Consider the following 12,787-nt stretch of genomic DNA (forward strand, 5'->3'; position numbering starts at 1 on the left):
GACTGGGTGGAAAAGGTTGTAGGCAAATTCCTAACTTCTCGGCAGAAAAAAAGCGGCAACGCTGAAAACGTTGCCGCTTTTTTCTTATTTGCTGACGCTGACGCCGTAGAAGGAGTTCAAGCCGAATGGGCTGATCTTGAAGTCCTGCACGTTGGCGCGCATAGGTTGATACACCGTCGAGTGAGCGATAGGTGTCATCGGCACAGCATCCTTGAGGACGTGTTGTGCCTGTTTGTACAGTTCGGTGCGTTTACCCTGATCGGTAGTGCGCTTGGCTTCCTTGACGAGGCCGTCGAACTTCTTGTCGCACCATTTGGAGAAGTTGTTGCCACTCAGCGAGTCGCAACCAAACAGCACGTTGAGCCAGTTGTCCGGATCACCATTGTCACCGCTCCAGCCGATGATCATCGCCTGGTTCTCGCCACCTTTGGAACGCTTGATGTACTCGCCCCATTCGTAGCTGGTGATCTTCACGTTCAGACCGATTTTCTTCCAGTCGGACTGGAGCATTTCGGCCATCAGTTTGGCGTTCGGGTTATACGGACGCTGCACCGGCATCGCCCACAGGACGATTTCGGTACCTTCCTTGACGCCGGCTTCCTTGAGCAGCTCTTTGGCTTTCTCGGGATCGTACTTGGCGTCTTTGATGGTGGTGTCGTAGGACCACTGGGTCGGCGGCATGGCGTTGACGGCCAGTTGGCCGGCGCCCTGGTAAACCGAATCAATGATCTGCGGCTTGTTCACCGCCATGTCCATCGCCTGGCGCACGCGCAGGTCAGCCAGCGGGTTTTTCTCGTCGCTGCCTTTGACCTTGTCCATCACGTTGTAGGCGATGTAACCGAGGTTGAAACCAGCCTGGTCAGGCATCTTCAGCGCTTTGTCTTCTTTCAGCGCTTTCAGGTCAGCCGGACGCGGGAACAGAGTGACCTGGCACTCGTTCTTTTTCAGCTTCTGAATACGTACCGACGGGTCGGTGGTGATGGCGAAGATCAGGTTGTCGATCTTCACGTCGTCAGGCTTCCAGTAGTCCTTGTTCCCGGTGTAGCGGATGTTGGAGTCTTTCTGGTAGCTCTTGAACACGAACGGGCCAGTGCCGACCGGCTTCTGGTTGATGTCGGCGGCTTTGCCGTCTTTCAACAACTGGGCGGCGTATTCGGCGGACTGCACCGAAGCGAAGCTCATGGCCATGTTCTGGATGAACGCGGCGTCGACTTCTTTAAGAGTGAACTTGACGGTGTGCTCGTCGACTTTGTCGATCTTGGTGATGTTGGTGTCCATCCCCATGTCGGTGAAGTACGGGAATTCGGTCGGGTACGCCTTACGGAACGGGTCATCCTTGTTAATCATGCGATTAAAGGTGAACAGCACGTCGTCGGCGTTGAACTCACGAGTCGGCTTGAAATACGGGGTGGTATGGAACTTGACGCCTTCACGCAGGTGGAAGGTGTAAGTCAGGCCGTCATCCGAGATGTCCCACTTGGTCGCCAGGCCAGGAATCACAGCGGTGCCGCCGCGTTCGAACTGGGTCAGGCGGTTGAACATGGTTTCGGCTGAGGCGTCGAAGTCGGTTCCGGTGGTGTACTGGCCTGGGTCGAAACCGGCCGGGCTCCCTTCGGAGCAGAACACCAGGTTAGTCGCAGCGGATGCGAAAGGTGCGGAGGCTAACAAGCCTGCGCCGACTAAAAACGGAATGACCGCGTGTTTAAGCATGTTGGCCTCATGATTTGTTGTCATTTTTTAGTTTTGAGGTACGACCTCGTGAGTCGTGCCTGCGGATACTTATGCAGGCGCCATACCCAATGCAAGATCCAGAGCGGTCGCGGGCGCCAATCGGTGGCACGTACGTACCTTAATGTCGCATCCGTATAAGTTTTGACGCATTTGACCGTTTGCGGGTGGTTTTTACGGTGCAAATGAAGCCCTGAAACGGTGCGCGGGTCACGATGTGTGCGCTGGATTGGGGCTGGGTGTTACTTATTTATACCTGTGGTATGGATGGGGTTGTACCGGATGGCTGACTTCCCTGCGCAGATCCGTTTCTTCGGGTGCAGCGGCTTGCGGTTTCGCCCTGACGGTCGACTCCCTTTGGCAGAAGCCCCAAAGGAAGCAAAGGTCTTTACCCTGACGTTCGGCCCGCTCGCTTAGGCTCGGGGTTCCTTCGTTCCGGGATTCATCCGGGGGCATCGCCTCCGGTTTGCTGCGCTGCACCTCCTCTCGATGTGTTTGGCTTCGCCAAACGGCGCTACGCGCCAACCCCGGATGAATCCCTCCACTTCGCCTGCCGATGGGCGCTTGAGATCAAGAGCTGCAGCCGAGCTAACGCTCATCCTGTAGAGTGGGGCGGCTGCGCCGCAGGGGGCACACGCATATCAAACTGTAGGAGCTGCCGAAGGCTGCGATCTTTTGACTTTGATCTTCAAAGGCCAAATCAAGATCAAAAGATCGCAGCCTTCGGCAGCTCCTACAGGGTGTTGTTTTTGATGTTGAAGGATGTGTGGGTTTTGTCGAACCTTCCCACAAGGTTTTCAGGTTGTCCGTCGGAAGTGCGGTCTCTAGTCTTTGTCCGTCGCTGCCAATTCAGCGACCGGGCGTGAGATCCCGGCTATTTGTTTGGATACTTGTGCAAGCCCCTTCATAATCGCCGCCAGCTTAACTGTCAGCGATTTTTTATGGCGGCTGTGTGCGGGTGGACGAATGTCCTGCCGGGTTTATCCATACCGGTGATCTCACCCCGTACATAGCTGCCACCTGTTCTTCGAGTGAGATCGGGAACATGTGGCTCCATAACTCTGGAGAAATTGCTACATGGATAAGCTGATACCCGACCCACCCCTCGAAACCCCACTCGAAGAAGCCCTGCGCACCGAAGACCTCGCCAAAAACCGCGAAGCCATCAAACGCGCCCTCGATTTCTATCTCTGCCCCAATCCCGTCAGACCCAGCCCACCGAGTACCATGTTCATGGTTCGCCCCAACGTCGACACCGAAAGCCTGCTCGCCCATGCCTGTGAATCGCTGGCGTCGGCCAGTACGCTGGCGAGCAATTTCGCCAACGAACTGAGCGGCGAGCAGCGGCATTCGGTGTTGGCGATTCAGCAGATCATCATGCTCGCCGAGCTGGCGGTAAATCGGGCGCTGGATCGGGTTGATCCGCAAACTTAAGACCGCGTCATCGTTCATCGCTGGCAAGTCGGATCGCCGCCCGCAGCTCCCACAGGATCAGCGCATATTTCAAAATGGCGCATGACCTTGTGGGAGCTGGCTTGCCAGCGATGACGTCGGATCATTCACCATAAATCCCAGACACAAAAAAACCGGCGATCATTCACTGATCGCCGGTTTTTCATTCAGCCCAGATCAAATCACTGCATCAACACTTCAATCGAGCCATCCGCCGTCATGCTGACCTGGCTGGTGCCCGCTTCAACTTCAGGCGTCACCGGGGCCGAATCCATGCCTGCTGCTTTCATCATCATCGGTGCGCGCATGTACGGTTGTGGGTAGCCGTTGCTGTTGAGGTTCAGGTTGACGATTTTATAACCCTTGCCGCCCAGTGCATCGGTGGCCAGTTGCGCGCGGGCCTTGAAGGCGGTCACGGCTTCTTTGAGCAACGCGTCTTCGCTGGTTTTGCGCGTCGGGTCGGCGATGGCAAAGTCCATGCCGCCCATTTTCAGGTCGGTCAGCAGTTCGCCGGTGAGTTTGGACAGGGCGGCGAAGTCGGCGCTTTCCAGACGCAGTTCGGCGCGCTCACGCCAGCCGGTAATTTTCTGGCCTTTGGTGTCGTAGATCGGGTAGCTGTTGCGGCTGCCCTGGCGCAGGGTGATGTCCTTGACTTGCTTGGCCTGGGCCAGTGCCTTGTTCATGGTGGTGCTGACGTCGGCGGCGAGTTTGGCCGGGTCGGTGTTTTGCTCTTCGGTGTAGAGGGTCACGATCATCAGGTCGCGCGCGACTTCCTGGCTGACTTCGGCGCGCAGGGCAATCTGGTTGTAGTGCAGCTCATCGGCGGCGAACGCCGGAAGGCTGGCGACGCTGCCGACGGTCAGGGCGAGGAGGGCGGCGCTGCGGCGAAATGTGTGCATGAAAGCTCCTTGATGAGGGCGCAGGTGATGGTTCGGGGGCCTGCGTGAACCATCAGACTCTAGCTTTAATGATCCGGTTCGCCCAGTTACAACTTCTATACAGATGACCGAGGCTGCTGCGCAGATCGCCAGCAGGTGAATGCAATCCAGGCCTCAATGGATTCTGTGGCGAGGGAGCTTGCTCCCGCTCGGCTGCGCAGCAGTCGTAAAATCAGCACCTGCGGTGTATCAGTCATACCTTGGTTGTCGGGTTTGGGCCTGCTGCGCAGTCCAGCGGGAGCAAGCTCCCTCGCCACAGTGATCGCGAACAACTTCAGAATCTGGCTGGGCGTAGCCGATTTCGTGGGCAACACCATGTGGTCGTTTGCCGCACTTTCGCCTCTCGAGCCCCCTGCTTGGTTATACTCCGTGCGATCCGCCTGGAGCGCTCATCAGGAGAGCTCATGCTCGCCCCCGTTCAACTGACTTCCGCCACTCGCCAGAACCTCTGGCGGCTGACTTTCATCCGCACGCTGGTGCTCGCCGCGCAGGCCGGGTCGGTGGGCATTGCCTACTGGCTCGAGCTGTTGCCGCTGCCATGGGTACAACTGGCGATGACGCTCGGCTGCTCGACGCTGCTCTGCGTGTTTACCGCCGTGCGCCTGCGCACGTCGTGGCCGGTGACTGAGCTTGAGTACGCGCTGCAACTGGCCTGTGACCTGTTTATCCACAGTGCGCTTTTGTATTTCTCCGGCGGTTCGACCAACCCGTTCGTGTCTTATTATCTGGTGCCGCTGACCATCGCTGCGGTGACGTTGCCATGGCGCTATTCTGTGATTCTGTCCGGGATCGCGCTGGCGCTGTACACCTTGCTGCTGGCGCGCTTCTACCCGTTTCCGCTGGATACTTTCCCCATCGCCCGGGAGAATTTGCAGACCTACGGCATGTGGCTGAGCTTCGCGCTTGCTGCTGCTGTGATCACGTTCTTCGCCGCACGCATGGCCGAAGAGCTGCGCCGTCAGGAAGAATTACGTGCAATCCGTCGTGAAGAAGGCCTGCGCGATCAGCAATTGCTGGCCGTCGCGACCCAGGCCGCCGGCGCCGCGCATGAGCTGGGTACGCCGCTGGCGACCATGAGTGTATTGCTCAGAGAGATGCAGCAGGACCATCACGATCCACTGTTGCAGGATGATCTGAAGGTGCTGCAGGATCAGGTCAAGGCGTGCAAGGAAACCTTGCAGCAACTGGTGCGCGCCGCCGAGGCCAACCGGCGTCTGGCGGTGGACATGCAGGACGTCACCGACTGGCTCGACGAGGCGCTGAACCGCTGGCACTTGATGCGTCCGGAGGCCAGTTACCGCTTCCAGCGTCTCGGCCAGAGCACGGTGCCGCGCATGGCGCCGCCGCCGGATCTGACCCAGGCCCTGCTGAATCTGCTGAACAATGCCGCCGACGCCTGCCCGGAAAACCTGCAAGTGACGCTCGACTGGAACGCCGAAGACCTGACCATCAGCATTCGCGATCACGGCGCCGGTGTGCCGCTGGCCATCGCCGAACAGATTGGCAAACCGTTTTTTACCACGAAGGGCAAAGGTTTCGGCCTGGGCCTGTTTTTGAGCAAGGCCAGCGTGACACGCGCCGGCGGCTCAGTGAAACTCTATAGTCATGAGGAAGGCGGCACGCTCACCGAGCTGCGCCTGCCCCACGGCGCCCGAGGAGACCAACATGAGTGACGAAATCCAAGTCGAAGGCGAAGAACTGCCGCATTTGCTGCTGGTTGACGACGATGCAACTTTCACCCGCGTGATGGCCCGTGCCATGGCTCGCCGTGGCTTTCGCGTGAGCACCGCCGGTTCCGCCGAGGAAGGCCTGACCATCGCTCAGGCCGACATCCCGGATTACGCCGCGCTCGACCTGAAAATGGACGGCGATTCGGGGCTGGTATTACTGCCGAAGTTGCTGGAGCTGGACCCGGAAATGCGCGTGGTGATCCTCACTGGTTATTCGAGCATTGCCACGGCCGTGGAAGCGATCAAGCGCGGCGCCTGCAATTACCTGTGCAAACCGGCGGACGCCGACGACGTACTGGCAGCGCTGCTCTCCGAGCACGCCGACCTCGACACGCTGGTGCCGGAAAACCCGATGTCGGTCGATCGTCTGCAATGGGAACACATCCAGCGCGTGCTGACCGAACACGAAGGCAACATCTCCGCCACTGCCCGCGCTCTGGGCATGCACCGCCGCACCCTGCAGCGCAAACTGCAGAAGCGCCCGGTTCGTCGCTGAACCTGCGCTGAACGACCATCGCCAACCCTCGCGATAAAACGCGCCGATCATTTATGATCGGTGCGTGTCTGTTCTTTTCTTTATCGAGCCTTTTCCATGAATCAGAACGCTGAATATTCCGCGGTCAACGATACGGTGCGCGGCCAGTTTTTTCGCAAAGTGTGGGCGATGATCACGCCGTACTGGCGCAGTGAGGAGAAGGGCAAGGCCTGGGTTTTGCTGATTGCCGTGATTGCGCTGTCGCTGTTCAGCGTCGGCATTTCGGTGTGGATCAACAGTTGGTACAAGGATTTCTACAACGCCCTGCAAAAGAAGGATGAAGCGGCGTTCTGGCAGCTGATTCTGTATTTCTGCGGAATCGCGGCGGTGGGTATTCTCGGCGCGGTGTACCGCTTGTACCTGACGCAGATGCTGACGATCCGTTGGCGGGCGTGGCTCACCGAAAACCACTTCGCCCGCTGGCTCGGGCACAAGAATTATTACCAGATGGAGCAGGGCGGCTACACCGATAACCCTGACCAGCGGATTTCCGAAGACCTCAACAAATTCACGGCCAACACCTTGGGTCTGGGTTTGGGGCTGATCCGCACGGTCGTGAGTCTGGTGTCTTTTTCGATCATCCTCTGGGGCGTTTCGGGCACGATTGAAGTGTTCGGTTTCACCATTCCCGGTTACATGTTCTGGTGCGCATTGTTGTATGCGGCAGTCGGCAGTTGGCTGACGCACCTGATCGGCCGGCGCTTGATCGGTCTGAACAACAATCAGCAACGCTACGAAGCTGACCTGCGTTTCTCCATGGTCCGGGTGCGCGAGAACGCCGAGAGCATTGCGCTGTACAACGGCGAGCCGAATGAAAATCGTCGTTTGAGCAACCGCTTCGGGCTGGTCTGGCACAACTTCTGGGACATCATGCGCGTGTCCAAGCGCCTGACGTTTTTTACTTCCGGTTACTCGCAGATTGCGATCATTTTCCCGTTTATCGTCGCCGGGCCGCGTTACCTGGCTGGCAAGATCGAACTGGGCGAGCTGATGCAAATCAACTCGGCGTTCGGCAATGTGCAGGAGAACTTCAGCTGGTTCATCAGCGCCTATGCGGATCTCGCCGAGTGGCGCGCCACGTGTGATCGACTGTTGAGTTTCCGTCAGGCCATGACCGATAACGAACAGCGCACGCCGGCCATCGACGTGCAGAACCAGGGCAGCGAATTGCAGGTGCACAACCTCGGGCTGGACCTGGCTGACGGTCGGCATTTGCTGACCAACGCCGACCTGACCGTGGAACCCGGTGAGCGGGTGATGCTCAGTGGTCGGTCTGGCAGCGGCAAGTCCACGCTGCTCAGAGCAATGGGGCACTTGTGGCCGGCGGGCCACGGCAATATTCGTCTGCCAGCGGCGCGATATCTGTTCCTGCCGCAAAAACCCTATCTGCCGATCGGTACCCTGCGCGAGGCGTTGAGTTATCCACAGCCGGGCGATACTTACGCGCCAGAACGTTATGCACAAGTGCTGGAAACCTGCCGCTTGCCGCATCTGATTGCGCGTCTGGATGAAGCCAATCACTGGCAACGCATGCTCTCGCCGGGTGAACAACAACGTTTGGCCTTCGCTCGCGCCCTGCTTTATGCGCCACATTGGCTGTATATGGATGAAGCGACTTCGGCGATGGATGAGGAAGATGAAGCGACGTTGTATCAGGCGCTGATCGATGAGTTGCCGGGGCTGAGCATCGTCAGCGTCGGCCATCGCAGTAGCTTGAAGCGCTTCCATCCACGGCATGTGCGGATCGAGAACGGGCACTTGGTAGAACAGACCGTGACTGCCTGATTATCACGCAATACCTGTGGGAGCTGGCTTGCCAGCGATGGCGTCCGAACAGTCGACTTGTTGGTTTACTGATAGGGCCTCATCGCTGGCAAGTCGAATCGTCGCACCGCAGCTCCCACAGGAGGACAAGTACGGCGGAAAGTGATCGTACAACCTGCTTGAGCTATGATGGCAACCAAGCCGAACTTTGAGACAAACGCACACCATGGAAAACCTGATCGACACCCCGCGCCTCCCGCGCAAGCGCCGCAGTCTGGCTCAGGAACTGGTAACGGTGCTGACCGAGCAGATCCGCGACGGCTTGCTCAAGCGTGGCGACAAGTTGCCCACCGAGTCGGCGATCATGGAAGCCCAAGGCGTCAGCCGCACCGTAGTGCGTGAGGCGATCTCGCGTTTGCAGGCGGCGGGCCAAGTGGAAACTCGCCACGGCATCGGCACTTTTGTGCTCGACACGCCGAGCCCAAGCGGCTTTCGCATCGACCCGGCGACCGTGGTGACTCTGCGTGATGTGCTGGCGATTCTCGAATTACGCATCAGCCTTGAGGTCGAGTCCGCAGGTCTTGCCGCACAACGCCGCAGCCCCGAGCAACTGGCAACCATGCGCGCCGCTCTTGATGCGTTGAATGACAGCGTGGCTCATGCGAGCGATGCGGTGGCGTCCGACTTCGCTTTCCACCTGGAAATCGCCCTGTCGACCGGCAATCGTTATTTCACCGACATCATGACCCACCTCGGCACCAGCATCATTCCGCGCACCCGCCTGAACTCCGCGCGCCTGGCGCATGATGATCAGCAGCACTACATGAATCGCCTGAGTCGCGAGCACGAAGAAATCTACGACGCCATCGCCCGGCAGGATTCCGACGCCGCACGCGCGGCCATGCGCCTGCACCTGACCAACAGCCGCGAACGGCTGCGTCAGGCGCATGAAGAGGCGCAGGCGCAGGGTTGACTGAGATTGCTTTAAACGGCTTCCAGCCAAGATGCCACCTCGGCCTTGACCAGGGTTTAATCTCTCAACTCGAATTCCAGATCCAAAGATGTCTCTGATTTGCCGGAACTTTGCGTAATGGTGTATTTCAATTTGGCAGCAGGCCCGGCGACCAGCCCATCGATAAAGTCGGCTTTTGGGATATCGAAAACGGTGGCTGCATTTTGCGCTGCAGGTTGCTGATGACTCCATTCACGAGCCGCAGTTTGAAGAATCAGTTTGACGACGTCCCCTAGTTGGGCGCCAAGGTAGGGGTCAACCCGTACCTGTTCTGGGTCGTTCGCTTTGCCGACAGCGAGAACCCAAACCCCGGTTTCATCTACAAGTGCCGGGAACAATGGTAGGTACAAAGCCATGATCAAAATCCTTTTGGAAATGAATCAAACCTTTTGAATGACACGCGCCTGAGCTCGCGCCAACGGAGCCGGTTCGTTAACTCCTGAGCCATTTATGCTGAGACCGAAGTGCGCGGGATACTGTTAGAAATAACAGTCCCGACGAGCGGTATGCGCGACTCCCATGCATTCAGTGAAAAAAAACGCCTGACCGGTAAACGATCAGGCGCCAACAGATTTCAGGCTTCGATATGCAGGTTCAGAGGCTCTGAACACGGCTCCATGCTCGACTCATCCGCGAATTTGTAACGCAGCTCGACCGTCGCATTCAGGTGGTTTTCCAGCGTAGATTTGGGAATACGCAGTTCGATACCTGTCACGCCGACCATGTCGTCCAGCTCTTCATTCCAGATACCGGTCGGTTCCGACGAGCCTTGCCAATCTGGCTCATCCGGATCTGCACCCAGAATCGGGTAGACCTCCCAGTTCGACGGCGTGTCCTGATCATCCGGGACGCGGACGATCAAATCCTCGCCCAGACTCGAAAGCTGCACCGTGACCACATCAGCTGCGTGGTCGCGAAATTGCGGCAGTAGTGCGATAGCAAACGTCATGTCGAATAACTCTCCTTGATAGCTCTACCGCGATCCTTCGCGGCAGTCGTCGTACGTTACCCGGCGATTTCCCGCGGTGCTCGACGCGATCATGACCGGGTATTTCCCGATTCTTGTCCGACAAAATTCACGCCCAACGATGAAATGCAGTTGACGGTTATTATTTAAGTTGTACGATGACCTACAACCTCGGCGAATAGCTGAACGATCCAATCACAAAAAAACGTTGCTACCAGGGTGTTCGAATAATGAATCCACAAGAACTGAAGTCCATCCTCTCCGCCGGTCTGCTGTCGTTCCCGGTGACCGATTTCAATGCGCAGGGCGATTTCAACCGCGCTGGCTATATCAAACGTCTGGAATGGCTGGCCCCGTACGGTGCTTCGGCGCTGTTCGCTGCCGGTGGTACTGGCGAGTTCTTCTCCCTGGCTGCCAGCGAATATTCGGAAATCATCAAGACTGCGGTCGACACCTGCGAAACCAGCGTGCCGATTCTCGCCGGCGTTGGCGGTTCGACCCGTCAGGCCATCGAGTACGCTCAGGAAGCCGAGCGTCTGGGTGCCAAAGGTCTGTTGCTGCTGCCGCACTACCTGACTGAAGCCAGCCAGGACGGGGTTGCCGCCCACGTTGAAGCCGTGTGCAAATCGGTGAAAATCGGTGTGGTGGTTTACAACCGCAACGTCTGCCGCCTGACCGCGCCGTTGCTGGAACGTCTGGCCGAGCGCTGCCCGAACCTGATCGGTTACAAGGACGGTCTGGGCGATATCGAATTGATGGTGTCGATCCGTCGTCGCCTTGGTGATCGCTTCAGCTACCTCGGCGGCCTGCCGACCGCTGAAGTGTATGCCGCCGCTTACAAGGCATTGGGCGTACCGGTTTACTCGTCGGCGGTATTCAACTTCATCCCGAAAACCGCGATGGATTTCTACCACGCCATCGCCCGCGAAGATCACGCCACCGTTGGCAAGATCATTGACGACTTCTTCCTGCCGTACCTCGACATCCGCAACCGCAAATCCGGCTATGCCGTGAGCATCGTCAAGGCCGGGGCAAAAATTGCCGGCTATGACGCAGGCCCGGTGCGGGCGCCGCTGACCGATCTGACTGGCGAAGAGTACGAAATGCTCGCCGCGCTGATCGACAAGCAAGGTGCGCAATAACAACTCTATAGATGAGGCCGCTGAGCAATCAGCGGCCTTTTGCGTGAGGAGCGATTTCCGTGACTGATTCAAAACGCTACGACAACTACATCAACGGTGAATGGGTCGCCGGCTCCGATTACTCGGCCAACATCAACCCGTCCGAGCTGAGCGACACCATTGGCGATTACGCCAAGGCTGATCTGGCTCAGGTCAACGCGGCCATCGAAGCCGCTCGCGCCGCATTCCCGGCGTGGTCGACTTCGGGCATTCAGGCCCGTCACGATTCGCTGGATAAAGTCGGCACAGAGATCCTCGCCCGCCGCGAAGAACTCGGCACGCTGCTGGCGCGGGAGGAGGGCAAGACCCTGCCCGAGGCCATCGGCGAAGTGACCCGCGCCGGCAATATTTTCAAGTTCTTCGCCGGAGAATGCCTGCGCCTGTCCGGCGATTACGTGCCGTCGGTGCGTCCGGGCGTCAACGTTGAAGTCACCCGCGAAGCCCTCGGCGTAGTCGGTCTGATCACGCCGTGGAATTTCCCGATCGCCATTCCGTCGTGGAAAATCGCCCCGGCTTTGGCTTACGGCAACTGCGTGGTTTTGAAACCCGCCGACCTGGTGCCGGGTTGCGCCTGGGCGCTGGCCGAAATCATCTCGCGCGCAGGCTTCCCGGCCGGCGTGTTCAACCTGGTGATGGGCAGCGGGCGCGTGGTTGGCGAAGCACTGGTCAACAGCCCGAAAGTCGATGGCATCAGCTTTACCGGTTCGGTCGGCGTGGGTCGGCAGATCGCGGTTAATTGCGTGTCGCGTCAGGCCAAGGTTCAGCTGGAAATGGGCGGCAAGAACCCGCAGATCATTCTCGATGACGCCGACCTCAAGCAAGCGGTCGAGCTCTCGGTACAGAGCGCGTTCTACTCCACCGGTCAGCGCTGCACCGCGTCGAGCCGTTTGATCGCCACTGCCGGGATTCACGACAAGTTCGTTGAAGCGATGGCCGAGCGCATGAAGTCGATCAAGGTCGGCCACGCGTTAAAGGCTGGCACCGACATCGGTCCGGTGGTCTCGCAAGCGCAACTTGAACAGGACATGAAGTACATCGACATCGGCCAGTCCGAAGGTGCGCGTCTGGTCAGCGGCGGCGGTCTGGTGACCTGCGACACCGAGGGTTACTACCTCGCGCCAACGCTGTTTGCCGACAGCGAAGCGTCGATGCGCATCAGCCGCGAAGAGATTTTCGGCCCGGTGGCCAACATCGTCCGTGTCGCTGATTACGAAGCCGCACTGGCGATGGCCAACGACACCGAATTCGGTCTGTCGGCCGGCATCGCGACCACGTCGCTGAAGTACGCCAACCACTTCAAACGTCACTCGCAGGCCGGGATGGTGATGGTCAACCTGCCGACCGCTGGCGTCGATTACCACGTTCCATTCGGTGGCCGTAAAGGCTCATCCTATGGCTCCCGCGAGCAGGGCCGCTATGCGCAAGAGTTCTACACCGTGGTGAAAACCGCCTACATCGGCTCCTGATAGAAGCAATACCT

General features: G+C 58.5%; 11 protein-coding genes. 7 read left to right on the plus strand and 4 right to left on the minus strand.

Annotated elements, in window-relative coordinates; all coding sequences use genetic code 11:
* Positions 1 to 84: 84 nt before the first annotated feature.
* Positions 85 to 1,710 carry an ABC transporter substrate-binding protein gene (locus ACOI8A_RS09295; RefSeq protein WP_420647597.1) on the minus strand — a complete coding sequence of 542 codons (1,626 nt, stop codon included), beginning with the start codon at positions 1,708 to 1,710 and terminating at the stop codon, positions 85 to 87.
* A 1,095-nt stretch (positions 1,711 to 2,805) separates the two neighbouring features.
* Between ACOI8A_RS09295 and ACOI8A_RS09300 the strand changes: the two genes are divergently transcribed.
* Positions 2,806 to 3,162 (plus strand): DUF6124 family protein, encoded by a 357-nt coding sequence (locus ACOI8A_RS09300; RefSeq protein WP_420647598.1) that lies wholly within the window; start codon positions 2,806 to 2,808, stop codon positions 3,160 to 3,162.
* A 200-nt stretch (positions 3,163 to 3,362) separates the two neighbouring features.
* On the opposite strand, the gene ACOI8A_RS09305 is transcribed toward ACOI8A_RS09300, so the two are convergent.
* Positions 3,363 to 4,079, minus strand: a complete 717-nt coding sequence (locus ACOI8A_RS09305) for an SIMPL domain-containing protein (protein ID WP_420647599.1) — start codon at positions 4,077 to 4,079, stop codon at positions 3,363 to 3,365.
* A gap of 443 nt (positions 4,080 to 4,522) precedes the next feature.
* On the opposite strand from ACOI8A_RS09305, the gene ACOI8A_RS09310 reads away from it, so the two are divergent.
* The 4 genes from ACOI8A_RS09310 (at position 4,523) to ACOI8A_RS09325 (ending at position 9,120) form a co-directional block, all read left to right on the plus strand.
* On the plus strand, positions 4,523 to 5,791 hold the full coding sequence (locus ACOI8A_RS09310) for an ATP-binding protein (RefSeq protein WP_420647600.1): 1,269 nt from the start codon (positions 4,523 to 4,525) through the stop codon (positions 5,789 to 5,791).
* Positions 5,784 to 6,344, plus strand: coding sequence for a response regulator transcription factor (locus tag ACOI8A_RS09315; RefSeq protein WP_007901386.1), 561 nt, complete (start codon positions 5,784 to 5,786; stop codon positions 6,342 to 6,344). Before ACOI8A_RS09310 ends, ACOI8A_RS09315 begins: the two co-directional genes overlap by 8 nt.
* A 96-nt stretch (positions 6,345 to 6,440) precedes the next feature.
* Entirely contained in the window at positions 6,441 to 8,168 is a 1,728-nt protein-coding gene (locus tag ACOI8A_RS09320) for an ABC transporter ATP-binding protein/permease (RefSeq protein WP_420647601.1), read from the plus strand.
* A gap of 205 nt (positions 8,169 to 8,373) precedes the next feature.
* Positions 8,374 to 9,120, plus strand: coding sequence for a FadR/GntR family transcriptional regulator (locus tag ACOI8A_RS09325; protein WP_420647602.1), 747 nt, complete (start codon positions 8,374 to 8,376; stop codon positions 9,118 to 9,120).
* Between the two features lie 56 nt (positions 9,121 to 9,176).
* Here ACOI8A_RS09325 and ACOI8A_RS09330 read toward each other — a convergent pair whose 3' ends face one another.
* A complete protein-coding gene (locus ACOI8A_RS09330; RefSeq protein WP_420647603.1) occupies positions 9,177 to 9,515 on the minus strand; it encodes a hypothetical protein in 339 nt (112 codons plus the stop codon).
* A 218-nt stretch (positions 9,516 to 9,733) separates the two neighbouring features.
* Positions 9,734 to 10,108 carry a hypothetical protein gene (locus tag ACOI8A_RS09335; protein WP_420647604.1) on the minus strand — a complete coding sequence of 125 codons (375 nt, stop codon included), beginning with the start codon at positions 10,106 to 10,108 and terminating at the stop codon, positions 9,734 to 9,736.
* Positions 10,109 to 10,356: 248 nt separating this feature from the next.
* Here ACOI8A_RS09335 and kdgD point away from each other — a divergent pair, with 248 nt between their 5' ends.
* Positions 10,357 to 11,268 (plus strand): 5-dehydro-4-deoxyglucarate dehydratase, encoded by a 912-nt coding sequence (gene kdgD, locus ACOI8A_RS09340; protein ID WP_420647605.1) that lies wholly within the window; start codon positions 10,357 to 10,359, stop codon positions 11,266 to 11,268.
* A 59-nt stretch (positions 11,269 to 11,327) separates the two neighbouring features.
* Positions 11,328 to 12,773, plus strand: a complete 1,446-nt coding sequence (locus tag ACOI8A_RS09345) for an aldehyde dehydrogenase family protein (RefSeq protein WP_420647606.1) — start codon at positions 11,328 to 11,330, stop codon at positions 12,771 to 12,773.
* Positions 12,774 to 12,787: the final 14 nt, after the last annotated feature.

Source organism: Pseudomonas sp. P4795 (genome assembly GCF_048822895.1).
In the GTDB taxonomy this organism is placed as follows: domain Bacteria; phylum Pseudomonadota; class Gammaproteobacteria; order Pseudomonadales; family Pseudomonadaceae; genus Aquipseudomonas.